Consider the following 24,692-nt stretch of genomic DNA (forward strand, 5'->3'; position numbering starts at 1 on the left):
CATGTGCAGCAGATGACCTTCACACCGGGCTTTTCGGCACTTTTTTGGCCATTCCAGGGATTATTATGCCTATTTCATATGCACCAGACGACCCCCGAGATGTGATGAAGGTGCATATAGACTATTGATCCGGATGGGGTTAAGGTTGGTGTACAAAAGCAAAGAGGAGGAAGCCACATGCAGCGCATTCAAAACAATCAACGAAGCTGGCGGCGTGATTTGCTGAGAGACCGTTGGTTATATGTAATGCTGTTACCCGGCATTATTTATTTTCTAGTCTATAAGTACTTACCCATGTGGGGCGTGATCATTGCCTTTCAAAACTATTCCCCTGCACTGGGCATTCTGGACAGCGCCTGGGTCGGACTGAAGCACTTCAATCGATTGTTCTCCGAGCCTACCTTCTGGCAGCTGTTCCGCAACACCTTATTATTGTCGCTGTACCAGATCGTCTTCTTCTTCCCGATTCCGATCATTCTCGCTCTCATGCTGAATGAGCTGAAGAATCAGGTGTTCAAGCGGTTCGTACAGACGATCATCTACATTCCGCACTTTGTATCCTGGGTCGTTATCGTCGGTATCAGTTATTTGTTCCTCACACCTGAAGGCGGTTTCATCAATGAAGCCATCGCAGCAACGGGGAATGACAAGGTCAACTTCCTGATGAGTGAAGACTGGTTCAGAACGCTTCAAATCGGCCAGGTCATCTGGAAAGAAGCTGGATGGGGTACAATCATCTTCCTGGCAGCCTTGGCCGGTGTCGATCCTCAGCTGTATGAAGCAGCCCGGATGGACGGTGCAAACCGCTGGAGACAGCTGTGGCACATTACACTGCCTGCGCTGAAGAGCACCATCATTATCCTGTTTATCCTGAGACTTGGCGATATTCTGGAGCAGGGCGCCGAGCATATCTTGCTCTTGCTCAACGCGCTTAACCGTCAAGTTGGTGAAGTTTTTGACACATATGTCTACACGGTGGGCTTGCTGCAAGGTAACTTCAGTTACAGCGCCGCGGTCGGACTATTCAAATCACTCGTCGGCCTGATCCTCGTACTTGTTGCGAATTATACAGCCAAGAAGGCAGGCGAAGAGGGGGTGTTTTAGATCATGTCTAACAGTGCAATGAAAGAAACTGCAGGTGAAAAGGCGTTTGACTGGGTCAATATGTTTCTATTGCTCGTCATTTCACTAGTCATGCTGTTCCCGTTCGTTTACATTACGGCCCTGTCCTTCTCCGATGAGAAGAGCATTGCCGAGGGTGGATTGATCCTGTTTCCCAAGGGCTTCTCTCTAGCCGCCTATAAATACATTTTCTCGACAGACACTTTGATGCAGGGTCTCTATAACTCGATTCTGATCACCGTCGGCGGAACCATCGTCAACCTGGTCATGACGAGCCTGATGGCTTACCCGCTTTCGAAGGTACATCTGAGAGGACGTAAACTGATCCTGATGTTCGTAGTATTCACCATCCTGTTCAGCGGTGGCTTGATCCCGACGTTCCTCGTGGTAAAATGGACCGGACTGCTTGACAGCCTATGGTCGGTTATCATCCCGACCTCGATCAGTGCCTTCTATCTGATCATTCTCAAGAACTTTTTCCAGCAAATTCCGGATGGACTTGAAGAATCCGCCAAGATTGACGGCGCCAACGACCTGGTCGTGCTCGTTCGTATCGTCCTGCCGTTGTCTTTGCCCGCTATGGCTACCTTCGCGCTGTTCTATGCGGTCAGTCACTGGAACATGTACTTCCAGGCAATCCTGTACATTAGCGATAACACCAAGTGGCCGATTCAGGTGCTCCTGAGACAGATTGTTATCCTGTCCCAAAGCTCCGTAGGCTCAAGCTCATCCCTGGATGAAACGGTGCTTCCACCACAGTCCATCAAAATGGCCGTAATCGTGTTTGCAACGATTCCAATCATGCTCGTGTATCCGTTTTTACAGAAGCATTTTGCCAAAGGCGTCATGCTTGGCTCTGTGAAGGGCTAAATAGATAAGGGAGGTTATGTTCATGAAAAAGAAAGGTAAAGTTTTCAGCTTATTGTCCACTGCGTTACTTGTTGGCGTTGTAGGCTGCAGTAATGGAGGCTCCACAGCCAACGAGGGTAACGGCACGAATGCCGATTCTGACAAGCCATTTGAAATGAGCTTACTGTTCCACTATGAGACGGAGCCGCCAAAGAATGACTCCGACATTATGAAGATGATCGAAGAGTACACCAATACCAATATCGACGTTCAATCGGTTCCATCTTCAACCAGCGCAGAGAAGTTCAACGTTACTGTCGCTTCCGGCAACTTCCCGACTGCGATCAAAACGTTCTACGAAGTACCGGTTGTCAATGCGATCAAAACCGGCGTGTTCTGGGAAATCGGCCCTTACCTGAAAGACTACCCGAACCTGTCTGCGATCAACCCGCAGGTGTATGACAACATGAAGGTCCAAGGTAAAATTTATGGCGTTCCATCCGTTCGTGACTTGGCGCGGAACACCATGACGTACCGTAAAGACTGGCTGGAAAAGCTCGGTCTGCCGGAGCCAACAACCGTGGATGAATTCTACAACATGCTTAAAGCGTTCACTACTCAGGATCCGGACGGTAACGGGAAAGACGATACCTACGGCCTGATCGAAAATAACGCACTGTTCAACATGGATATGATCACCGCTTACTTCGGTGCACCGAACCAGTGGGGCGTGGAAGATGGCAAGCTGATTCCATCCTTCCAAACCGAAGCTTATCTGGAGGCGCTGCAATTCTACCGCAAGCTGTTTGACGAGAAGATTATTAACCAGGACTTCCCGATTACATCCCGTGATAACTGGTTCAAGCTGTGGGATTCCGGTAAAGCCGGCACCATGCGCCAGGTAACCAGCACAGCAGTAGCCCGCGAACGCGGCGCACAGAAGGTAGATCCGAATGCGAAGGTCGACATGGTTTCCTTGCTTGAAGGACCACGCGGCACTGCAATCTACTCCGAAGCAGGAAACAACGGCTTCTTCCTGATCTCCAAGTCTGCGGTGAAAACCGAAGAAGAGCTGAAGAAAGTGCTGGAATTCTTCGACAAGCTGATGGATGAAGAAATGTCCAACCTCTTCTACTGGGGTCTGGAAGGTCAAACCTACACCGTTACGGATGGTAAAGCTCAGCATACCGACAAAGAAGCTTTTGACAGAATGCTCTCCCCTTACACCCAGCTGGCTGTAGGCAAGCTGATCGACAACGCGACACCAGGCGTGCTGCAGCCACTGGAGCAGCAAGCACTGGATATGAACAAAGAGAACGAAGCGGTCGCTCTGGCGAACCCGGCCCTGACTCTGGATTCCGAAACGAATACCGAGAAAGGTGCTCAGCTGATGAAGATTATCGAGGATGCCCGCATCAAGTTTATCCTGGGTGAAATCGACGAAGCCGGCTGGCAGGCTGCTGTAGATCAATGGAAGAAAGACGGCGGTCAGCAAATCATGGATGAATTCACTGCCGCTTACAATGAAGTGAACAAGTAAGCTTCCTTCTAGATTAACGAAAAACCGGTCCCGCTTTGGCGGGGCCGGTTTTTTGTGTTTGAGCTCCACAGACCTCAATAATCATAAGCTTGTAGTCATGTAAGCGCAATCAATTTGTCAAGAGGAAGCGTTATCATTTATATAATCATTATCTGTACAGATCCATGTAAACCCTTTCATATTAAGGTTTTTCACCGCTCCATTTCCCAGCTTTATCATGATATGTCTCTTTTCCAATATGCATTATAACACTTGCAAGGTGTGCGGAAGATGTACATAGACTATGGAGCTAACTGCGTTTAACGTGATATACAACAGGAAACAGCAGGCGGTCCTAAGCGGCACATCCGGTACCATCGGATGAAGCGGCCGACACCACCTCAGACTTATCTTCAATGCTGTGACCTGATCTGCTTACCAATAGAATAGGGAGGTCATGTTCATGAAAAAGAAAGGTAAAGTGTTCAGTTTGTTATCCACGGCTATGCTTGTTGGCGTTGTAGGCTGCAGCGACGGTGGCTCCACCGCCACCCCGTCCAACAACACCACCCCGGATCCCGGTTCCGGCACTGAGAAAACGGCGGAGCCTGAGAAGCCATTTGAAATGAGCCTGCTGTTCCACTATGAGACGGAGCCGCCAAAGAATGACTCCGAAATCATGAAGATCATCGAAGAGTACACCAACACCAATATTGACGTTCAATCAGTTCCATCCTCGACCGGCGCAGAGAAGTTCAATGTTACTGTCGCTTCCGGCAACTTCCCGACTGCGATCAAAACGTTCTATGATGTACCGGTTGTCAATGCGATCAAAACCGGCGTCTTCTGGGAAATCGGCCCTTACCTGAAAGACTACCCGAACCTGTCTGCCATCAACTCGCAGGTGTATGACAACATGAAGGTTCAAGGTAAAATTTATGGCGTTCCATCCGTTCGTGACTTGGCGCGGAACACCATGACGTACCGTAAAGACTGGCTGGAAAAGCTCGGTCTGCCAGAGCCAACAACAGTAGATGAATTTTACAACATGCTGAAAGCGTTCACAACCCAGGATCCGGACGGTAACGGGAAAGACGATACCTACGGCCTGATCGAAAATAATGCACTGTTCAACATGGATCTGATCACCGCTTACTTCGGTGCACCGAACCAGTGGGGCGTGGAAGATGGCAAGCTGATTCCATCCTTCCAAACCGAAGCTTATCTGGAGGCGCTGCAATTCTACCGCAAGCTGTTTGACGAGAAGATCATTAACCAGGACTTCCCGATTACATCCCGTGATAACTGGTTCAAGCTGTGGGATTCCGGTAAAGCCGGCACCATGCGCCAGGTAACCAGCACAGCTTTAGCTCGCGAACGCGGTGCACAGAAGGTAGATCCGAATGCAAAGGTCGATATGGTTTCCTTGCTTGAAGGACCACGCGGCACTGCAATCTACTCCGAAGCAGGGAACAACGGCTTCTTCCTGATCTCCAAGTCTGCGGTGAAAACCGAAGAAGAGCTGAAGAAAGTACTGGAATTCTTCGACAAGCTGATGGATGAAGAAATGTCCAACCTCTTCTACTGGGGTCTGGAAGGTGAAACCTACACCGTTACGGATGGTAAAGCTCAGCATACCGACAAAGAAGCTTTTGACAGAATGCTCTCCCCTTACACCCAGCTGGCTGTAGGCAAGCTGATCGACAACGCGACACCAGGCGTGCTGCAGCCACTGGAGCAGCAAGCACTGGATATGAACAAAGAGAACGAAGCGGTCGCTCTGGCGAACCCGGCCCTGACTCTGGATTCCGAAACGAATACCGAGAAAGGTGCTCAGCTGATGAAGATTATCGAGGATGCCCGCATCAAGTTTATCCTGGGTGAAATCGACGAAGCCGGCTGGCAGGCTGCTGTAGACCAATGGAAGAAAGACGGCGGTCAGCAAATCATGGATGAATTCACTGCCGCTTACAGTGAAGTGAACAAGTAAGCTTCCTTCTAGATTGCACGAAATACCGGTCCCGCTTTGGCGGGGCCGGTTTTTTGTCGTTCAGGGATGCTCTGCATGCTGATCTGTCTATAATCATCATCTCGACAAGTGACGCAGAGCGCGCAGCCACAGGCTTTCCAACGCTTTTTCACCCAAGGAAGGGATTATTGTATGTAATTTCTAATATGCACCAGAATACCCTCTAGATGTGATAAAGGTGTACATAGACGTCCGTACGAGATGCATTTAAAGTAAATGTACCTACAGGAAAAAGGAGGGAATCTATGCACCTGAAGTTCTCGCGGCGCAGCTGCTGATCTGATCTCTTAGGGTCTCTTCTGCGATGCCCCTTTGCTCATTCACTATTATAGGGAGGTTATTTTATGAAAAAGAAAACGAAAGCATTCACTTTGTTATCTACCGCCGTCCTGGTTGGTGTTGTCGGCTGCAGCAATGGCGGCTCTTCAGCCACACCAGCCAAGACCCCCGATTCCAGTTCATCCGAGCCCTTTGAGTTGAGCCTCCAGTTTCACCACGAGTCCCAAGTGCCGGAGAACGATTCCAGAATTCTGAAAATGATCGAAGAATACACCAACACGAACATTAACGTCATCGGCGTCCCTTCTTCAAGTAACACCGAGAAGTTTAGCGTTACCGTGGCCTCGGGCAACTTCCCTTCCGCGATCAAAGCTTTTTATGAAGTCCCGGTGGTTAATGCGATCAAGAGCGGCGTATTCTGGGAGATCGGGCCCTATCTGAAGGATTACCCGAACCTGTCTGCGATCAAGCCGCAGGTCTATGACAACCTGAAGGTTCAAGGCAAAATTTACGGGATTCCGTCGGTCCGCGATTTAGCCCGAAACACCATCACTTACCGGAAAGACTGGCTGGAAAAGCTCGGACTGCCAGAGCCAGCCACCGTCGATGAGTTTTACAATATGCTGAAGGCGTTTACAACGCAGGATCCGGACGGCAACGGCAAGGATGACACCTATGGCCTGATCGAGAGCAACTCTCTGGCCAACTTTGATATGATTGCCGGTTTCTTTGGCGCCCCGAATCAATGGGGCGTAGAGGACGGCAAGCTGATCCCATCCTTCCAGACCGAAGCCTATTTAGAAGCGCTGCAATTCTACCGGAAGCTCTTTGACGAGAAAATTATTAATCAGGATTTCCCGATTACGTCCTACGAGAACTGGTTCAAACTGTGGGATACCGCGAAAGCCGGCGCCATGAAGCAGGTAACCACGGTAGCGCTCCATCGTGAGCGTGGTGCACAGAAGATCGATCCGGACGCGAAGGTCGGCATGGTTTCTTTGATTGAGGGACCGCGTGGCACTCAGATCTTTTCCGAGAGCGGCAGCAACGGCTTCTTCCTGATCTCCAAGTCTGCCGTCAAGACAGAAGAAGAGCTGAAGAAAGTGCTGGACTTCTTCGACAAGCTGATGGACGAAGAGATGTCTAACATTTTCACCTGGGGTATTGAAGGCGAAACCTATGCCATCAAGGACGGAAAGGCAGAGCACACGGATAAAGAGGGCTTCTCCAGATTGATGTCTCCATACACGCAGCTTTCCGTAGGTATGCTTACTGAAAACGCTACCCCTGGTGTGCTGCATCCCCTGGAGCAATTAGCTTTGGATATGAATAAGGAAAATGAAGCGGTGGCTGTAGCCAATCCCGCCCTGACCCTGGATTCCGAGACGAATACCGAGAAGGGTGCGCAGCTGAAGAAAATCATTGAGGATGCCCGCGTCCGATTCATACTGGGTGAGATTGATGAAGCCGCCTGGCAGGCTGCTATTGATCAGTGGAAAAAAGACGGCGGTCAGCAAATTATGGACGAATTCACCGCGGCGTATAACGCAAGTAATAAATAAGCTTTGTGATCTCAAATGCCGGCCCCGCTTTGACGGGGCTGGTTTTTTGGCGTGCAGGGATGCTCTCTGCAGGCTGCTGCAGCCCAAGCATGTGCGGGGCCCATAAACGGCAGCATATTTTTCCTCATCGGGCTGTATAATGATATGATAAGGTACTGTTTCATGAAGAATACGTAACAAGTGCGAAAATTGTCGAGACAAAAGCGAGCTTTTTCGTTATCATGAAAACATGATCATGACATCTAGGCAGCATGATTTAAATCATAAGCATTTTTTGCTTCGTGGCTGTTTCACTGACCTCTGTGGTGACTAATAGTATTTATCTAGAAAGAAGAGAAATGAAGAGCATGATTTCATGCCTGACAGGAGGCCTTTATGAAGCAGCAACAACCTCAGCATTCCCTGGCCTCGGACAAGACCGAGCGCTTTTCGTCCCGAGGCTTTATCCTGGCTGCCATCGGCAGCTCAGTCGGCCTCGGCAACATGTGGAAGTTTCCATATATTACGGGAGAGAACGGCGGGGCAGCATTCTTCCTGCTGTTTATTCTCTGTCTCGTGCTGGTCGGTCTGCCTGTGCTGGTCGCAGAGCTTTCCATCGGCCGTACCGGACGCGGCAGCGCCGCCTCCTCGTATAGTAAGGCCGGTGGGCCCAAGGCATTCCGTTTCTTCGGACTGCTGCAGGTGCTGGCACCCTTTCTGATCCTGTCCTTTTATTTCATCATCGCCGGCTGGACGGTGCACTACGCTGTGCTCTCCTTTAGCGGCGAGCTGTTCCAAAGTACGGACTTTGATGGACAATTTGGCGGCTTCGTCAGCGGCTATATGCCATTGGTGTGGCACGTCGTTGTCATGGCGTTAACCGCGCTGATCGTCATTAAAGGCATTGCCGGCGGCATTGAAAAATTCAATAAGGTGCTGATTCCCGCCCTTATCGTGCTGCTCATCATCCTGATGATCCGGGCATTGACCTTGCCGGGCGCTGCAGAAGGCGTCTCCTTCTTCCTGAAGCCCGACTTCTCGCGGCTCTCTGCCGAGGCTGCGCTCGTAGCGCTGGGGCATGCCTTCTTCTCCCTCTCTCTCGGGATGGGAATTATGCTGACCTTCGGCGCGTATATGGATAAGCGCCAATCTATGGGCTCGGCCAGTGCAGCCATTGGCGCCGGGGATCTCATCTATGCTTTTATTGCCGGCCTGATCGTATTTCCGACGATCGCTTCCTTCGGCATTGCGCCGGACAGCGGACCGTCTCTGGTATTTAAGGCTCTTCCGGCTGCGTTCTCCGCAATGCCGCTGGGTTCCTTCTTCGGAGGCTTGTTCTTCATTCTGCTCGCCTTTGCAGCACTAACCTCGACGGTATCACTGCTGGAGGTACCGGTTTCGTATACCATGGAGCGTCTGCGGATGAAAAGAACGCCCGCCGTGCTGCTGGTCTCGGCGCTTGTTCTGCTGGTGAGCCTGCCGTCACTGCTCTCCTTCGGACTGTCGGAGCTGTTTACGAATCCGGGCGGCAAATCATTTTTTGACTGGCTCGACTTTATCGCTTCCAATGTCCTGCTGCCGATTGGCGGACTTGCAACGACGATTTATGTCGGCTATTTCTGGAAAGGCGCGTCTGAAGCCGCAGGGCTTCGGGCAGGCTGGTTCAAGATATGGCTGTTTATGATGCGCTATGTCGCTCCCGTGCTTATGCTGCTGGTCCTGCTGCACTCCTCCGGCATCCTCACACTGAACGATTAAACGCTCTACATGGAAATCATGAGAAGAAGACCGTACCCGCAAGACGCCAGCGTCCTGAGGTACGGTCCTTTGTTATGCCTGAACATGTTCCGCATGGAGATATCTATTTCACCCACTTGTGCAGCAGAGGTCCTTCTTCGCCGAAGACGGGGTCCTGGTCAGGGATCGGCACGTTCTGAATTTCGGAGATGGACTGTGCCCGCTGCGCGGGATCACGCTTGCGCAGATTTGGAGAGGCTCCGTTCGGATAAGCACCCGTGACCTCAAAGTCAAAGCTGCTCTCCAGCTTCTTGTGCGCTACACCTGCCGGAATGACAAGCACGTCGCCCTCCAGAAGCTCCAGCCGCTGTCCGGCGTCTCCACCGACCAGCACTGTAGCGCTGCCGGCTTTCACGCCCAGCACCTCATGAGTATTGCTATGGTAGTGATGCTCCTCATAGATCCCGCCACTCCAGCTCCCGCTCCAGCCGTGGCGTTTAAAGGCTGCTTCCATACTGAGCGCTCCGTCCTGGAACACGCCCTTATAAACCATCACCGGCAGCTCGGGATGATTCGGGACTTCTCCATCATCATGCACATAAAACGATTGAATCGGTGTATCCATGTCTACTCGCTCCTTTGCCTTAAAGTTGGTTATGCCCTACCTGTACCCGGATGCTGTTCATGTTAAACGAGAAAAAGCATTCCCTCCCCCTTTCCCAAAGCCTCCTTGCTAAGTGCTATTACGGGCAGGACAGCGGTCTTGGCAAGCTGTTCCGTTTGCCATGTCATGTTTGCCTTTTGAGTGAGCGGGTATAGGTCATGTGAGCATGTTTCTTAAAGAACAGGAGGACGTTAATCTTACATGGAACTCAATCCGGTACTTGTAGCCTTCGTCATTCTTGGCATTCTGCTGGCCGCCGGGCATGCACTGAGAGTCAGGTCCGCTCTGCTGCAGCGTTATTTCATTCCCGCCTCGTTAATCGCCGGCCTGCTTGGCCTGCTGCTGGGGAAAGATGTGCTCGGTCAGGGCGCCTCGCTGCTGGGCCTGTCCGCGCTGTCCGGGGGATTGTATTCGGAGGATGTCCTGCAGGTGATGACGGGGATTACAGACATTTCGATCACCTTGATTTTTGCCGCGTTGTTTCTGGGGAAGCCCATTCCTCGCCTGAAAAAAATGTGGAACCAGGCCGGGCCCCATCTATCCTACGGCATGACGATCGGCTGGGGACAGTATGTACTGGGGCTGCTGTTATTCCTCCTTATTCTTGGTCCTTTATTTGATATCAGTCCGCTAGCGGGAGCCTTGATTGAAATCAGCCTGCAGGGCGGAACCGGCACGGCGGCGGGCCTGCGCAGCACCTTCGAAAGCCTCGGCTTCCCGGAGGGCGTGGACATCGCGATGGGCCTGTCTGCCTCCAGCATTATTCTGGGACTGGTCACGGGCGTGCTGTTTGTGAACTACACGGTCCGCAAGGGCTACACCTCTCATGCCAAAAAAGCAGAGGATCGCACACAGGCGGAGAAGGAAGGGCGCTTCGAGGAGGAGCATATCCCTGCCGCTGAAAAAACAACCCGTGCTGAAGCCATGGACTCCCTGACCGCCAATCTCGTGGCCGTATTTCTGGCCATTGGGGCCGGGATGCTGCTGCAGCAGAGTCTCGTATGGCTGGAGCAGGTCACCTGGGGCAGTGCCTACGAGGTTTACATTGTGAAGCATATTCCGCTGTTTCCATTGGCGCTGGTGGGAGGCGTGCTCGTGCAGTGGGTGTACGGCCGCTTTCTCCCTTTTCCGCTCATCGACCGGGGCATGATGCTTCGTATTCAGGGCGTCGCTCTGGATCTCATGATCGTCTCCGCCATTGTCTCCATCTCGCTGTCGCAAATCGGCCAGCATATTTTCGTATTTCTCATTCTGCTGCTGTTCGGCCTTGGCTGGAATTGGTTCGGAATCTTTGTTATCGCCAAAAAAATGATGCCCGACCACTGGGCCGAGCGCTCCGCCCTGGAATACGGACAGTCCACCGCGATGACGACAACGGGACTTTTACTGCTGCAGATGGTCGATCCGGAGAAAAAAACGCCGGCCTTTGACAGCTTTGGGTACAAGCAGGTCATCTTTGAGCCGTTTCTCGGCGGCGGCCTGTTCACTGCGGCTTCCATGCCGCTGATCGCCACCTTCGGTCCGGTGCCGGTGCTCATTGGCGCAGCCCTGCTCATGGTCATCTGGGGCGCGCTGGGCATCTTCTATTTCGGCAAAGGATCTGGAGCATCCCGGCCTGACGCATAAGGACGAGACAGCCCAAAGACCGCCTTGGCCATCTGCCAAAGGCGGTCTTGTCATGTCGAGAGACTCTAGCTCTGCAGACTCCGGGCCGCAGCCTGAATGGCAGAGATGACCTGGTCGCACCAGGCGTCAAAGGCTTCATCGGATGGCTGGAGCTCCTCGTGCTGCAAAATATGAGCTACCGTCTCCCGAATTCCTTGATCCAGCCGGGTCGTTGCCGCAAAGCCTGGAACGAGTCGTTTGAGCTTGCTATTATCGAAGACGACGGAATTCGCCTTATCCCCCAGCAGAGAGCCTTGGAACTCCAGATCACAGGCAGCAAGGAAATGAGAGGATATGTGAACCGCGTGCAGCTTGACGCCCAGCGCATCCGCAATCATTTCATAAATTTGATTCCAGGTGACCGTTTCATCAGACGTAATGTGAACGGCCTCCCCGATCGCGTGAATATTGCCCATAAGCCCGATAAAGCCCTTTGCAAAATCACGGTTGTGCGTCATGGTCCACAGGGATGTTCCGTCTCCATGAATAATGACCGGCTTGTCCTCCAGCATGCGCTTCGCAACCTGCCACGAGCCTTTGCTTCCATGCACGCCCAGCGGGAGTGCACGCTCATCGTAGGTATGGCTGGGCCGGACAATGGTGACCGGAAAGCCGTGCTCCCGATATTGCTTGATCAGATATTCTTCACAAGCGATCTTGTTGCGGGAATATTCCCAATGCGGATTAGATAATGGAGTGCCTTCTGTAATGTGATAATGCGAGAGCGGCGTCTGATAGGCCGAGGCAGAGCTGATGAATATAAACTGCTTGGTTTTGCCCTGAAACAGACGATAATCCCGTTCAACGTCTGAGTGATGGAACGCAATGAAGTCCGCAACCACATCAAACTCCAGCTCTTGGATCAGCCCGCGTACATGGTCTTCATCATGAATATCACCTTGAAGAAGGCGTGCTCCCTCCGGCAGCTGGTCGTTGCGGTTGCCCCGATTCAGTAGATACAGCTCACAGCCCTGCTCCAGCAGAGAAGTGGTGATCGCCGAGCTAATCGTTCCGGTACCTCCGATAAACAGCGCTTTCATTCGTTTGCACCTCCGAGTCATATATACAGAAAGACCCTCTCCGCTCTAGGAGAGGGTCTTATGCTTTACGATAGCATGTGTGCCGTATGAACTCAAATATAAGGCTGGATGCGGTTAAGGTCTAAGCTTGAACTTCCTGGATCTCAAAATTCGGCAAAGGATCTTGTAACAGGCTCCAGTCCGCACCCATCTCTTCCTCTGTCAAAAGGCAGCGATCCAGGGAATCCGTCAGCTCCTTGACCGGCATATCTATGCCGATCAATACGATTCGCGTCGAGCGATCCCCCCATACCTCATCCCAGCCCTGAAAGGCTTCCGGCTCTTCCGCACGCAGCAGCTCCTGCTCTTCCACAGGAAGCGCAGCAATCCAGTGCCCGGCAGGGCCGATCCGAATGGAAGGTCCCGCTTGGGAAATGCTCGTAGCCATATCAGGGCGTGTAGCCAGCCACATATTCCCCTTGGCCCGCACCACATCCTCAGAGAAGTTCTCCAGCCACTCCAGCAGGCGCTCCGGATGAAACGGGCGGCTGCGGTCATAGACGAAGGAGGAAATTCCGTATTCTTCGGTCTCAGGAGTGTGGCTTTCCTTCTGCAGCTCCTGAATCCACCCCGCAGACTGGCTGGCCTCTTCAAAATCGAAGAGATTCGTATTTAGAATTTCATGAATATCTACTTTACCGTGAGCACTGCGTACCAGCTTCGCCTTCGGCTGCAGCTTGGAAAGCACTCCTTCCAGCCGCTGCAGCTCAGACTCCTCCACCAGATCGCATTTATTCAGTATCAGTACATCGCAGAATTCAACCTGATCGATAAGCAGATCGACCACATCACGCAGATCATCCTCCCCGGTGGCCTGCTGGCGGTCCAGCAGACTCTCCCCGGAAGAGAAATCATGCCAGAAGCGATAAGCATCTACGACAGTAACCATGCAATCCAGTCGGCACAGCTGTGTCAGATCGATGCTATTCTCTTCGTCCACATACGTAAAGGTCTGAGCCACCGGGAGGGGCTCGCCAATACCCGTTGATTCAATGAGAATATAATCAAACCGATTCTCCTTCGCTAACTGGGCTACTTCTTTCAGCAAATCCTCTCTCAGGGTGCAGCAGATGCAGCCGTTGGACATCTCAACAAGCTTCTCCTCCGTCCGCAATAACCCGCCGGAACCCTTAATGAGCTCTGCGTCAATATTGACCTCACTGAGATCATTGACAATGACGGCCACCCGGAGGCCTTCGCGGTTGTTTAGAACGTGATTCAATAATGTGGTTTTGCCGGCTCCCAGGTACCCGCTCAATACCGTTACCGGTATTTTAGGCTGTGACATTATGCTTCAACTCCGTTTATCATTTTCAATCCTAAAGCGTTTAGTGTATTGCTCTAACAAATAACAGAAGGAGCGGTTATGCCCAATCATCCATGAGGAAAGATCGTAGCGGCCCCGTTCCGGTTCGTACGTCACCAGCAGCCGATGCCGCATGCTGTTCATGAGATAGGCCACGAGCCTGCGAGCTGGCTCGGAATCCATCACGGTAATGTAGGCATATAACGAATGCTCCTCCGGTTCATCGGCAAGACTTACGCCCGCGCAGGAAAACTCTGTCTGAACATGGATGGCTCTGAATTGCTCTAGCACCGGAAGCATCTCAGCGTCCACATGCACACCGCCGAACAGAGCAAGCCGTTTCTTGCCTTTCTTTGGCTTCGACAGCGAAGCCCATGCAGCCAGCTCCCTCTCTCTCCATTGCCAGAAACGAGAGGGATGCCGGCTGAGCAGAACCTCCCCCTCAGAACTCGGCAAATGAGCTGATGTCATCGGGTTTCGCGATGGAGGGTATGCTTTTTCAACCGGGGACTGTACTTTTTCATCTCCAGGCGGCCCGGATGTGTCCGCTTGTTCTTCGTCGTTGTATAGTTTCGATCACCGGTCTCTGTGCAAGCCAAGGTAACAATCACTCTCATGGGTATTCCTCCGTATTGTTTGTTTATTTATTCGTAAGAATTACGATTAAAGTCATCGTAATGAATTTATCACGGTTTGTCAACAAGAAGGCTTCACAGGATCAATATCCAAAAATAAACGTTGGTCAATTAATTGTTAGATGAAATAAAATGATTGCCAGTAAACCACCTCGAATTATATGATATGGGCATCAAGAACGATCTATTGGGGAGGATTTGGATTGAAAACAAAATTATTAGTTAAGGTTATGACCACGGCAGCCTTACTCAGTGCTTGTGCATTACCTGCCTACAGCGCATCAGCGAACTTCATGGATATTCAGCATTCATATGCAAAGGATGCGATTATAGAGTTGACGCAGAAAGGCATTCTCAAAGGAAAATCAGAGGATCGATTTGACCCGCAGGCTGAAATCTCAAGGCAAGATTTCGCCATTATTTTGGCTAGAGCGCTTCAGCTCGACGTGACTTCCAAGCCGTCCGCACCCACCTTCACTGATGTACCTTCAGGAAACTATGCCTACTCTTACGTGGAGGCTGCCGTCAAGGCCGGACTGCTGCAAGGACAAGGAAACCAAAAATTTGGTTTTGGACAGCAGCTGTCAAGACAGGACATGGCCGTGCTTTTCACTCGTGCTCTCGGTGTTGACGCTTATGGCAAGGGAGAGAATTTGTTTTTTACAGATTCCAGCGAGATTTCCGGTTACGCCAAGGATGCGGTCGGCTTAGCGTCTGAACTTCAGCTGATTCAGGGCAATCCCGATGGTACCTTTAATCCGAAAGGCAGTGCTGACCGGCAGTCGGTCGCTTTGATGTCCAGCCGTTTTCTGAAAACCAAGCAAGAGCTGGACAATGCTGCAACTCCGCCATCAGAGTTACCCGTGCCGCAAAAGCCTGAAGCCCCTATCGGATCTGTCCCTTATATTCCTTCTCCGGCACCGAGCGATCCCAAACCGGCTCCACCGGTTGATCGCACTGCCCCCGTGCTCACATTAATATCTGAAACTTCTCTTTCCGTTACATCTCCTATCCAGGTACGTACTTCCGAAGCAGGTACGGTCTATGTTATTTCTGCATCTCAGAATCCTTCTACACGCGAACAGCTTGAAGCTCTTGTTCAAGACACCAAAAAAGCTGCCAAAGCAACGGTCTCCTCATCTAATGTAGAAACCAGCATTTCAACGAACCGGTTACTCCCCGGAGAGTACAAAGCTATTGCGATAGATGCCGCCGGGAACGTATCTTCTTCATCTGCAGCCATCACTCTTGTGTTCAACACCACCGAAGCTCTGAATACCCCGATGTTGACCATCGGCGAATCTTTAAATATGTTGACTCTCACGTTCGATGAAGAGCTAGATGCGGCTTACCTTCCGAGCTCAAGCTCCTTTGAACTCTTAAAATATATGAACGGCCAAATTACCGAAGCCGTGGATATTGACCGTATTGAAGTGTCCGGAAATGTAGTTCAGCTTCATATTACAAATCCGCTTGCGCAGGACGACCTTATTATAATGAACTATGGGGCTTCTTTAAATCTTGAGCAAGCTATCCGCAGCCTTAGCGGTAAATCCATCGAAAAGTTTAAGAAAATAAACGAATTTGACATCACGATTTCTGCTATTGAGAATATTGCTTTAGAAATAAAAGGGGAACAGGATTCCATTATTATTACTAGTTACCCAAGTAGTAATAATAAGATCGACATTAGAAACTTAGTACGTGTATATTATGGATCTGAAGAGGCTTTACCCCAATATGACTCTGTCGAAAATGATTTTAATATTGAATTTCCATACTACAGTAGTCAAGGTTATATTGTTCTTGGCGAGCTTAAAATCACAACCGAGGATACGGATCTGTTATTCATAACGCCGCCTTACGATAGACCATCTGGGTTTACTATCAGTAGAGCAGCCGCACTCACAGAAGAAGCAATAGCCTCTCTCTAGTTCCAGATTGTTCAGAACGACGCTGCAACGTCATCCGTAAAGATTCCGGTTACCATTCATCCCGATATGACGGTCACCAGCTCTACCTACAACTCGGCAGCCGGTGAATTTCAATTCCAATTTAGCAAAGCAGTAAGCTCATCAGATCTGAGTGCTACGATCGAATATTCGGCTGATGGAACATTTGACAGCCCGATCACGCTGGATTATGAACAAGATGGTATTATTTCCTTTACAGACGAGTCTATTGTTCGTATTAAGCTGACCGAAGAAGCCCAAAGCCTCCTGTCTTCTTCTCCGAATAGTAAGTTCCGAATTCGCCTCAACAACATGACTGCTGCAGGTCTTCCGGTTATTATGATACCTGTCGATATCTATGCCAACCCCCTTTAAAGCATACGCCTTTCAAGGACGGATACCTGGAGATTATAGGCAGCTGTTGCTTCCCGAGCATTACGCCTACCTCCAGCAGCTGCCAGCAGAGTGCTTCGCTATCGGGATTGCTTGTGGAGAGAAGCCAGCTGCACTTGCGGTTCTCTACAGAGATCCCGGAAGCCCTGAAGGCAAGCTGCAAAGCTTCGTCGTCGCTCCAGCATGGAGACGGCGCGGCCTCGGACGCCAGCTGTACACGCTGCTGGAGAACTGGGCACAACAGCAGCAGCTGAAGCAGATTCATGTGGAATATCTGGCACCTGCAGCCGCCCAGCTTGAAGAAAGCAAGGCGAAACCGGCTGCAGGCTTGCAGGATACCGTCTCGGTGCCAGCCCGCTTCTTGCAGGCCTGCGGCTTTCACATCCCGCAGCCCGGCATATATGTGTGGAAAGGGTCCTTGAAAGAGCTGGTACAGGAGCCCCGCGGGAACAGGCTGCAGCTGACTTCATCCTTTTCGGTCACCCCTTTTTATGAGCTCAGCGACATCGAGAGAGCTTCCATAAAGAACAGGGTAGAGCTTCCTTATCCGTCTATTCTTGACCCTTTTATAGAGGAGCATGTCATAGATCAGGAACACAGCCTGATTCTTCGCCAGAACGGAAATATCGCAGGTTGGATTACGGTAGAACGATTTAACAACAATACCGTGCTGCTAAAAACCATGTATGTAAAGGATTCCTGCCGTTCTAAGGGCTGGGGCCTCGTGCTGGCTTTGGAGGCCTGCCGGCTTCTGGAGCGGGAGGGATTGTATGAGAACTGGATAGGCTTCGTGGAAGCAAGCAACCCTCTCATGGCCCGATTGGCCATAAAGCAGCTATCGCCGCTTCATAGTGTGTCGGTAGAAGTCTTGTGGCGTACCTCTAAATCCATCTGAAACATTTAAAGCACAAAGAACGGCCTGCAAAGGGGCCGTTCTTTGTGCTTTATCCAGCTCCAGCAAGAGTCCTACCGGGCTTGCGCTGCTTCCCATTCCGCGATTTCTCTGCGTACTCTTGGCGCTACCTCGGTTCCCAGCAGCTCAATGGCCCGCATCACTTCGTTATGCGGCATGGTGCCCAGCGGAACGTGGAGCAGAAAGCGGGTGATTCCGACCTGCTTGCGCAGGGCGATAATCTTGCTCGCTACCGTGTCCGGGCTTCCTACATACAGGGCGCCCTCCGGGCTTCTAGCGGCGTCGTAAGTGGCACGGCTGTAATGACCCCATCCGCGCTCGCGGCCAATGATATTCATGCCTGCCTGCGTGGGCAGGAAGAACTTCTCCACAGCCTCTTCCTCCACATCGCCCACAAAGCCGTGGGAATGCGATGCAACTGTCAGCTTGCCGGGATCATGCCCGGCATGAGCAGCCGCTCTTTGATAGAGCTCTACCAGCGGAGCAAACTGCGCCGGACGCCCCCCGATTATAGCGAGCACGAGCGGCAAGCCCAGCAGTCCTGCACGGACAACCGATTCCTGGTTGCCCCCGCTTCCAATCCATACCGGCAACGGCTGCTGCACCGGGCGCGGGTATACGCCCCGTTCCTGGATCGAGGGACGGAACTTGCCCTCCCATGTAATCGTTTCCGCTTCCCGCAGCTGCAATAGCAGCTGCAGCTTCTCTTCGAACAGCTCGTTATAATCGTCCAGATCGTTGCCGAACAGCGGAAAAGATTCGATGAAGGAGCCGCGGCCCGCCATAATCTCTGCCCGTCCGTTTGAAAGGCCATCCAGAGTGGCAAAATCCTGAAAGACCCGCACCGGGTCGGCAGAAGACAGCACCGTGACCGCACTCGTCAGCCTAATAGACTTGGTCTGCGTTGCGGCGGCCGCCAGCACGACTGCAGGAGAGGATGCTGCGTAATCCTTACGGTGATGCTCGCCCACGCCGTACACATCCAGGCCGACCTGATCCGCCAGCACAATCTCTTCCACGACCTCCCGCAGGCGCTCGGCATGGCTGATCGTCTCTCCGGTATGCACGTCAGGCAATGTCTCGACAAATGTACTGATTCCAATTTCCATCTGTATTCCTCCTGTTCAAGTCACTTACATCAAGTAAGCTTCTTTATAGATGTTCCTAGTTTGGCGGATTTAACATGGATTATCAAGTCTGTTGCCATTGCAAGGGCTGACCCCGGTATGCCACAATGAAGACGCTTGACGTTGAAGAGGAATGAGGAGGACAACACAACATGAGAACCATAACATTAGGCGCAAGCCAGCTAAAGGTTCCGGCGGTCGCCGTGGGCTGCATGCGGATCAATGCACTAAGTCCCAAGGAAGCCGAAACCTTTGTACAGACCGCGATGGAGCAGGGAGCTCATTTTTTTGACCATGCGGATATCTATGGCGGCGGCGAGTGCGAAGAAATCTTTGCCGATGCCATACATATGAACAGTGACGTGCGCGAACGCATCCTGCTGCAATCCAAATGCGGAATTCGTCCGGGCAGCTTCGACTTCTCCAAGGAGCATATATTGAGCTCGGTAGACGGGATTTTACAGCGCCTGCGTACCGATTATCTGGATGTGCTGCTGCTGCATCGCCCGGACACTCTGGTAGAGCCGGAGGAGGTTGCCGAGGCCTTTGATCAGCTGGAGCGCTCCGGCAAGGTGCGGCACTTTGGCGTATCCAATCAGAATCCGATGCAAATCCAGCTCCTGCAAAAATATGTGAAGAAGCCGCTGGTCGCGAATCAGCTTCAGTTCAGCATAACAAATACAACCATGATTGACAGCGGCTTGAACGTCAATATGGAGAACGAAGCTGCGGTCAACCGCGATGGCAGTGTACTGGATTTTTGCCGACTGCATGACATCACGATTCAGCCGTGGTCTCCGTTCCAGTACGGATTCTTCGAAGGCGTATTCCTGGGAAGTGACAAGTTCCCGGAACTGAACGCAAGGATTGATGAAGTGGCACAGCGCTACAATGTCAGCAGCACGGCCATGGCGATTGCGTGGATTCTCCGCCATCCGGCGGGCATGCAGCCTGTGGTTGGCACGACGAACCTGGAGCGATTGAAGGACTGCTGCGAGGCCGCCGACATCACCATAACCCGGGAAGAATGGTATGACATCTACCGGGCGGCAGGCAATATTCTTCCATAGGGAAGGCCGCTGAATGTACAATAATCCCCCCGCGGGGAACCGCGGGGGATTATTTATTGAGAGTAGAAATATGTTCCAACCTAGCGCAGCCAGGGCTTCCTTCGTGAAGCTCTGGTTTTTGTTGACCCTGTGTCGCTGGCGGCGGCTGGTCATATTGTCATATTCATGTAAAATGTGGATGGACAATGTCCTGCGCAATCTATAAAATAGACTAAAAGTCATGTTTTAAACAATGGTCAATTGGTTTAATAAGTATCGCGTCCTGTAGTCTGAAAGACCCATTTCCTTTTTTAAACATTATATCCAGACAAAGAAGGTTGATCATGACTTATTTAGAACCGTCTCAGCTTCATTGGCCGCTCCTTATTCTCGCCGTATTGGCAAGCCTGCTTGGTACCGCTATCATTACCTTTGGCATGGTGCCTGGCAAATCAGGGTCTGCTCCAGCCCCTAGATCCAGAAAAGTCATCGCCTCGCCTTCGATGCATCTGATTGTCTGGACCGGCGCGGTAGCCTTCAGCCTGTCTCATATTCTGGTCCCCCTGTCCCTGAACGTTCCGACGGCTACGAGCTACTATGTTATTCACGTGCTGTTTACGCTGGCTGGCTGCTATGCAGCAATGCATTTCGGCGTCTGGTACGCCCGTCTCCCGCGAAGCCGGAGTCATTCGTACTGGACCGCGAGCTTTGCTATGGGAGCGATCATATTAATTTTCGATTACATAAACACGCTATTTCTGTTCCGCAGCTATATCGTATTCCAGCCGCTCATGCTGCTGATGACCGTAGTCATTGTGCTGTCTCTCTGCCTGTGCGTGCTGCGGCTGCTGGCCACCTCGAACCGGAACCGAGAGCTGAAGCTGTACTCAGTAGCAACCATTCCCGGTGTGGTCCTGGTAGCGCTGGCTCTGACCGGCTTTCCGATGCTGACGGCCTTTTCGGTGCTGCCGGTCGGACAGGGGGCTGCCATGGGCGGACTTTCCGTGCTGGTGCCTCATCTCGTGATGATGTTTATTGCGATTGGTATATTTATGATTCCTGACACGATGAGTGTAAGCCGCCAGCTGCGGCAGAATCAGAGGCTGATGGAGGCCGAACAGCATTACATGTCTCTCTTTGAGCATAACCCGGACAGCGTGCTGGCCTTTGACGCTCAAGGACATGTGAGTATGCTTAATCATCAGGGCGAGCTGCTGTCCCGGCGCCTGGGCAAGCCGCTGCTTTCCTCTCCGCTCGTGGATCTGGTGGAGCCCGGCTCCCGCGCAGCGGCTGAAGCCCATTACCGTCAGGTGCTGCAGGGCAAATCGGCTGTCATTGACGTTGAAGCTAAAGCGGCCGACGGCACCCTGCTGACGCTATGCGTTACCTCCCTTCCTATTATGGTGGAGGGTGTGCTCCGCGGCGCGTACAGCATCATCAAGGATATTACCTCCGCCAAAAAAGACCAGGAAACGATCCTGCAGCTGGCGTATCAGGACGAGCTGACAGGCATGTCCAACCGCCGCTCGTTTCAAAACTTCCTGTCCTCCTGTACTGCCGAGGAAGCCAATCGGCCGTATGAGGCATTCACGGTCTTCTTTATTGACATGGACCGCTTTAAGCGAGTCAATGACTTGTTCGGACATGCATTCGGGGATGAGGTCATCAAGACCGCAGCCCGCAAGCTCCAGAGCTGTCTTCCTCCAGAAGGCACCATCGCGCGCATGGGCGGTGACGAATTCACGGTGCTCGTCCCGGAGCTCTCCGCCAAAGAAGACATCGAGGCTGTTGGCAGACGCTTTGTAGAGGAGTTCGTGCAGCCCTTTCATGTCGGCCATCATACGGTCAAGCTGTCGGCCTCTGTCGGCATTGCCCGCTATCCTGAGGATGGAACCGATGCCGACGCGCTGATTAAGCGGGCGGATGCCGCCATGTATGATGCCAAGCAGAACGGCAGCTCCCAGTACCGGTTCTATGATGCACAGCGCGATCAGAGCAGCATTGAACAAATTACGCTGGAGAATGATCTTGAAGGGTCCATTGCCCGGCAGGAAATGCAGCTCTACTATCAGCCCAAGATGGACATGCGGACCGGAGAAATGATCGGGGTGGAGGCTCTGCTGCGCTGGAATCACCCACAGCTGGGCATGGTTTCGCCGGCTCGATTCATTCCGGTCGCGGAGAAGTCGGGGTATATTGTGCCTCTGGAGCTCTGGGTGCTCCGCACCGCCATGTCCCAGGTGAAGCAATGGGAGACTGAAGGCTTGAGCGTCGTTCCGGTCGCGGTGAACATTTCACAGGTGCATTTAATGAAGCCGACCATTTTTGAATCGATTATGGATACCATTACTGAGCTTCAGTTTGACACCGATCTGCTGGAGCTGGAAATTACCGAAAGCGCGATGATGTATAATGAGGAGCACGTTATTCACATTCTGAATGATCTGAGGAAGGCGGGGATCGCCGTATCCATGGATGACTTCGGTACAGGCTACAGCTCGCTCAGTTATTTACAGAGTCTGCCGATTGAATGTCTGAAGATCGACCGTTCCTTTATCAACAAGCTGACCACGGATAAAGACAGCAGGGCCATTGCGGAGATGATTATTTCCATGGCCCGGCAGCTGAATCTCAGCATTGTCGCCGAAGGCGTAGAGACAGAGGATCAGGTGGGGCTGCTGAAGGAAATGAACTGCTTCAACGCGCAGGGCTATTTCTACAGCAAGCCGATGCCGCCGGAGGAATTGGCGCAGCAGTTTGCGCCCCCGTCCCGCGCCAGTTAGAGTGGGACTGCGGAGATCATATAGCAAAGAAGCAGTGGACCAGGGTCACCCCTAGATCCACTGCTTCTTTATGTTTACCGGCAGGTGAAGATATCACCCACCCCCTGCCCTCTAATCACGGCTAAAAATCTTGGACAGCAGGCGCAGCATCTCAATATACAGCCATACCAGCGTAACGACAAGGCCGAACGCGCCATACCATTCCATATATTTCGGAGCCCCGCTGCGGGCACCGTTCTCGATAAAGTCAAAGTCCAGCACGAGATTCAGCGCGGCCACGATGACGATCACGACCGAGATCCCGATGCCGATCGGGCTGCTCTCATGCAGATAAGGAATGCTGACACCAAAAAAGCCCAGCACCAGGCTCAGCAGATACACCAGTGCAATGCCCCCGGTTGCTGCGATGACGCCCAGCTTGAAGTTCTCCGTAACCTTCACAATCCGCAGTCTGTACACGAGCAGCAGCGCCACGAATACGCCCATGGTCAGCAGAGCAGCCTGCAGGGTAATGCCGTCATAGACATATTCATAGTTTGCAGACAGCGCTCCCAGGAACAAGCCCTCGGCTACGGCATAAAGCGGAACAAGAAATGGTGCGGTTCTCGGTACAAAGGATACAATCAGAGCCAGAATAAAGCCGGCAATCAGGCCGCCAATCATGAAAGGGAACACATTCTCCCCGTCAAAATACATCTTCCAGGAGCTAAACGCGCCTGCCAGCAGCAAGACCAAAGTAATCATCGTTCTGTGGACGGTGCCGTCAATGGTCATGACCTTGTCTCCCGCTTGAGACTGCTGCCGCTCAAACGTATTATCGCTTAATGTAGGGTTACCGCTGCGACCTATCAAATGCTGTCACCTCATCTTAATATTGGATTTATTTCTATCATATCACCCCCCTTATTCCCTTGCACCTACTTATTTAGAAGGCACCTCATCAAAGAGTGAAAAAGAGGGTATATGATCATTAGAACGTATGCAGAGAGGAACGTGTATATGAACCAGAAACGGGCTATGATCATTGTCAATCCATCTTCCGGAAAAGAAGAAGCTCCGCGCCGAGTCGTAGAGGTGGAACGTGTGCTGGCGGAGCAAGGCTATGAGGTCCTGATCCAGGAAACGGCGCAGGAGCTTGATGCGACCCGGTACTGCATCTCGGCCTGTACCGAAGCATTTGATCTCGTCGTCTCCATTGGCGGCGACGGAACCCTGCATGAGACGATCAACGGCATGATGAACCAGAGTCACCGACCGCGTCTTGGGCTTGTTCCGCTGGGTACGGTGAATGATTTCGCCCGGGCGCTGTCGATTCCGCTGCGTCCCGAGGATGCGATCCAGACGCTGGCCTCCTCCAAAGTACAGCGGGTAGACATGGGCACGATCAACAATCAGCTGTTTGCCAACGTCGCTGCTGCCGGTGCACTGGCAGAGTCTTTGTCCGCGGTGACCTCCGAGGAGAAATCACGCCTGGGCTCGCTCGCTTATCTGAAAGAGGGACTGAAGGAGCTGGTCCACAGCCATGCGGTGCCCATGACGATTCATTACGATAATCAAGTGTGGGAAGGCGAATCTCCATTGTTTCTGGCTGCCTTGACCAATTCGGTGGGAGGATTTGAACGGCTTGCTCCCGAGGCCTCGGTGGACGATGGACTGCTGCATTGCTTTGTCATCAAGGATCTGAACCTGTTCAAGACGATGACCGCCAGCCTCTCGCTGCTATTTGGCAGCCTCAAGAATCATAAGGACGTCCACTACTTCACCGCCAAAAGCGTGACCGTCTCCTCCACAGAGCCGGTTCGCACCAACGTAGACGGCGAAGAAGGGCCGATTCTGCCCATCACGCTCAGCATCCTGCCACGGCATCTAGAGGTGCTGGTGCCGTAAGAAGTTCAGAGAGACTTTACGCTTCTGCGACAGTACACAGCCAGGATGCATGACACTTCACCTTTACAGCTCTAAAAGCTCCGGATGCGGTTCAAGGGAACCGCATCCGGAGCTTTTCCCCCGTTACAGGCATTTAAGGGCAGTCTGCCAAGAATCGTACCGA

General features: G+C 52.1%; 20 protein-coding genes. 13 read left to right on the forward strand and 7 right to left on the reverse strand.

Annotated elements, in window-relative coordinates; translation table 11 throughout:
• Positions 1 to 177: 177 nt before the first annotated feature.
• The 6 genes from E6C60_RS19970 (at position 178) to E6C60_RS19995 (ending at position 9,097) form a co-directional block, all read left to right on the forward strand.
• On the forward strand, positions 178 to 1,104 hold the full coding sequence (locus E6C60_RS19970; protein WP_138227403.1) for an ABC transporter permease: 927 nt from the start codon (positions 178 to 180) through the stop codon (positions 1,102 to 1,104).
• A gap of 3 nt (positions 1,105 to 1,107) precedes the next feature.
• Positions 1,108 to 1,992 (forward strand): carbohydrate ABC transporter permease, encoded by an 885-nt coding sequence (locus E6C60_RS19975; protein ID WP_233281079.1) that lies wholly within the window; start codon positions 1,108 to 1,110, stop codon positions 1,990 to 1,992.
• 22 nt (positions 1,993 to 2,014) lie between these two features.
• Positions 2,015 to 3,511: an extracellular solute-binding protein gene (locus E6C60_RS19980; protein ID WP_175415373.1), complete on the forward strand. Its 1,497-nt coding sequence runs from the start codon at positions 2,015 to 2,017 to the stop codon at positions 3,509 to 3,511.
• A 442-nt stretch (positions 3,512 to 3,953) separates the two neighbouring features.
• Positions 3,954 to 5,480 (forward strand): extracellular solute-binding protein, encoded by a 1,527-nt coding sequence (locus tag E6C60_RS19985; protein WP_175415374.1) that lies wholly within the window; start codon positions 3,954 to 3,956, stop codon positions 5,478 to 5,480.
• Between the two features lie 383 nt (positions 5,481 to 5,863).
• Positions 5,864 to 7,360, forward strand: a complete 1,497-nt coding sequence (locus E6C60_RS19990) for an extracellular solute-binding protein (RefSeq protein ID WP_138227406.1) — start codon at positions 5,864 to 5,866, stop codon at positions 7,358 to 7,360.
• Between the two features lie 375 nt (positions 7,361 to 7,735).
• Positions 7,736 to 9,097: a sodium-dependent transporter gene (locus E6C60_RS19995; protein WP_138227407.1), complete on the forward strand. Its 1,362-nt coding sequence runs from the start codon at positions 7,736 to 7,738 to the stop codon at positions 9,095 to 9,097.
• A gap of 103 nt (positions 9,098 to 9,200) precedes the next feature.
• On the opposite strand, the gene E6C60_RS20000 is transcribed toward E6C60_RS19995, so the two are convergent.
• Positions 9,201 to 9,701, reverse strand: a complete 501-nt coding sequence (locus E6C60_RS20000) for a cupin domain-containing protein (protein WP_138227408.1) — start codon at positions 9,699 to 9,701, stop codon at positions 9,201 to 9,203.
• Positions 9,702 to 9,941: 240 nt separating this feature from the next.
• On the opposite strand from E6C60_RS20000, the gene E6C60_RS20005 reads away from it, so the two are divergent.
• The gene (locus tag E6C60_RS20005; RefSeq protein WP_138227409.1) at positions 9,942 to 11,366 is read left to right on the forward strand and encodes a sodium/glutamate symporter; all 1,425 of its coding nucleotides are present in this window, start codon (positions 9,942 to 9,944) and stop codon (positions 11,364 to 11,366) included.
• Positions 11,367 to 11,431: 65 nt separating this feature from the next.
• Here the strand turns inward: E6C60_RS20005 and E6C60_RS20010 are convergent, their stop codons facing one another.
• The 4 genes from E6C60_RS20010 to rpmG form a co-directional block, all read right to left on the reverse strand.
• Positions 11,432 to 12,445, reverse strand: a complete 1,014-nt coding sequence (locus tag E6C60_RS20010) for an SDR family oxidoreductase (protein WP_138227410.1) — start codon at positions 12,443 to 12,445, stop codon at positions 11,432 to 11,434.
• 121 nt (positions 12,446 to 12,566) lie between these two features.
• A complete protein-coding gene (locus E6C60_RS20015; protein WP_138227411.1) occupies positions 12,567 to 13,772 on the reverse strand; it encodes a GTP-binding protein in 1,206 nt (401 codons plus the stop codon).
• 6 nt (positions 13,773 to 13,778) lie between these two features.
• Positions 13,779 to 14,246, reverse strand: a complete 468-nt coding sequence (locus E6C60_RS20020) for a hypothetical protein (RefSeq protein ID WP_233281080.1) — start codon at positions 14,244 to 14,246, stop codon at positions 13,779 to 13,781.
• Between the two features lie 11 nt (positions 14,247 to 14,257).
• Positions 14,258 to 14,407: a 50S ribosomal protein L33 gene (rpmG, locus tag E6C60_RS20025; protein ID WP_138227413.1), complete on the reverse strand. Its 150-nt coding sequence runs from the start codon at positions 14,405 to 14,407 to the stop codon at positions 14,258 to 14,260.
• A 221-nt stretch (positions 14,408 to 14,628) separates the two neighbouring features.
• Between rpmG and E6C60_RS20030 the strand changes: the two genes are divergently transcribed.
• From E6C60_RS20030 to E6C60_RS20040, 3 genes are all read left to right on the forward strand, one after another.
• On the forward strand, positions 14,629 to 16,359 hold the full coding sequence (locus E6C60_RS20030; protein ID WP_175415375.1) for an S-layer homology domain-containing protein: 1,731 nt from the start codon (positions 14,629 to 14,631) through the stop codon (positions 16,357 to 16,359).
• A gap of 66 nt (positions 16,360 to 16,425) precedes the next feature.
• The gene (locus E6C60_RS20035) at positions 16,426 to 16,752 is read left to right on the forward strand and encodes a hypothetical protein (protein WP_138227415.1); all 327 of its coding nucleotides are present in this window, start codon (positions 16,426 to 16,428) and stop codon (positions 16,750 to 16,752) included.
• Positions 16,736 to 17,665, forward strand: a complete 930-nt coding sequence (locus E6C60_RS20040) for a GNAT family N-acetyltransferase (protein ID WP_138227416.1) — start codon at positions 16,736 to 16,738, stop codon at positions 17,663 to 17,665. Before E6C60_RS20035 ends, E6C60_RS20040 begins: the two co-directional genes overlap by 17 nt.
• 71 nt (positions 17,666 to 17,736) lie before the next feature.
• Here E6C60_RS20040 and E6C60_RS20045 read toward each other — a convergent pair whose 3' ends face one another.
• Positions 17,737 to 18,792: an LLM class flavin-dependent oxidoreductase gene (locus E6C60_RS20045; protein ID WP_138227417.1), complete on the reverse strand. Its 1,056-nt coding sequence runs from the start codon at positions 18,790 to 18,792 to the stop codon at positions 17,737 to 17,739.
• A gap of 170 nt (positions 18,793 to 18,962) precedes the next feature.
• Between E6C60_RS20045 and E6C60_RS20050 the strand changes: the two genes are divergently transcribed.
• Entirely contained in the window at positions 18,963 to 19,880 is a 918-nt protein-coding gene (locus tag E6C60_RS20050; RefSeq protein WP_138227418.1) for an aldo/keto reductase, read from the forward strand.
• 323 nt (positions 19,881 to 20,203) lie between these two features.
• Positions 20,204 to 22,642 carry a putative bifunctional diguanylate cyclase/phosphodiesterase gene (locus E6C60_RS20055; protein WP_138227419.1) on the forward strand — a complete coding sequence of 813 codons (2,439 nt, stop codon included), beginning with the start codon at positions 20,204 to 20,206 and terminating at the stop codon, positions 22,640 to 22,642.
• 111 nt (positions 22,643 to 22,753) lie between these two features.
• Here E6C60_RS20055 and E6C60_RS20060 read toward each other — a convergent pair whose 3' ends face one another.
• On the reverse strand, positions 22,754 to 23,494 hold the full coding sequence (locus E6C60_RS20060; RefSeq protein ID WP_138227420.1) for a Bax inhibitor-1/YccA family protein: 741 nt from the start codon (positions 23,492 to 23,494) through the stop codon (positions 22,754 to 22,756).
• A 147-nt stretch (positions 23,495 to 23,641) separates the two neighbouring features.
• Between E6C60_RS20060 and E6C60_RS20065 the strand changes: the two genes are divergently transcribed.
• Positions 23,642 to 24,529, forward strand: a complete 888-nt coding sequence (locus tag E6C60_RS20065) for a diacylglycerol/lipid kinase family protein (RefSeq protein ID WP_138227421.1) — start codon at positions 23,642 to 23,644, stop codon at positions 24,527 to 24,529.
• Positions 24,530 to 24,692 lie beyond the last annotated feature (163 nt).

Source organism: Paenibacillus algicola, from assembly GCF_005577435.1.
Classification (GTDB): domain Bacteria; phylum Bacillota; class Bacilli; order Paenibacillales; family Paenibacillaceae; genus Paenibacillus_AQ; species Paenibacillus_AQ algicola.

Coding starts and splice junctions, on each gene's coding strand:
- E6C60_RS19970 (WP_138227403.1), top strand. CDS start 178: ATGCAGCGCATTCAAAACAATCAACGAAGCTGGCGGCGTGATTTGCTG.
- E6C60_RS19975 (WP_233281079.1), top strand. CDS start 1,108: ATGTCTAACAGTGCAATGAAAGAAACTGCAGGTGAAAAGGCGTTTGAC.
- E6C60_RS19980 (WP_175415373.1), top strand. CDS start 2,015: ATGAAAAAGAAAGGTAAAGTTTTCAGCTTATTGTCCACTGCGTTACTT.
- E6C60_RS19985 (WP_175415374.1), top strand. CDS start 3,954: ATGAAAAAGAAAGGTAAAGTGTTCAGTTTGTTATCCACGGCTATGCTT.
- E6C60_RS19990 (WP_138227406.1), top strand. CDS start 5,864: ATGAAAAAGAAAACGAAAGCATTCACTTTGTTATCTACCGCCGTCCTG.
- E6C60_RS19995 (WP_138227407.1), top strand. CDS start 7,736: ATGAAGCAGCAACAACCTCAGCATTCCCTGGCCTCGGACAAGACCGAG.
- E6C60_RS20000 (WP_138227408.1), bottom strand. CDS start 9,701: ATGGATACACCGATTCAATCGTTTTATGTGCATGATGATGGAGAAGTC.
- E6C60_RS20005 (WP_138227409.1), top strand. CDS start 9,942: ATGGAACTCAATCCGGTACTTGTAGCCTTCGTCATTCTTGGCATTCTG.
- E6C60_RS20010 (WP_138227410.1), bottom strand. CDS start 12,445: ATGAAAGCGCTGTTTATCGGAGGTACCGGAACGATTAGCTCGGCGATC.
- E6C60_RS20015 (WP_138227411.1), bottom strand. CDS start 13,772: ATGTCACAGCCTAAAATACCGGTAACGGTATTGAGCGGGTACCTGGGA.
- rpmG (WP_138227413.1), bottom strand. CDS start 14,407: ATGAGAGTGATTGTTACCTTGGCTTGCACAGAGACCGGTGATCGAAAC.
- E6C60_RS20035 (WP_138227415.1), top strand. CDS start 16,426: ATGACGGTCACCAGCTCTACCTACAACTCGGCAGCCGGTGAATTTCAA.
- E6C60_RS20040 (WP_138227416.1), top strand. CDS start 16,736: ATGCCAACCCCCTTTAAAGCATACGCCTTTCAAGGACGGATACCTGGA.
- E6C60_RS20045 (WP_138227417.1), bottom strand. CDS start 18,792: ATGGAAATTGGAATCAGTACATTTGTCGAGACATTGCCTGACGTGCAT.
- E6C60_RS20050 (WP_138227418.1), top strand. CDS start 18,963: ATGAGAACCATAACATTAGGCGCAAGCCAGCTAAAGGTTCCGGCGGTC.
- E6C60_RS20055 (WP_138227419.1), top strand. CDS start 20,204: ATGACTTATTTAGAACCGTCTCAGCTTCATTGGCCGCTCCTTATTCTC.
- E6C60_RS20065 (WP_138227421.1), top strand. CDS start 23,642: ATGAACCAGAAACGGGCTATGATCATTGTCAATCCATCTTCCGGAAAA.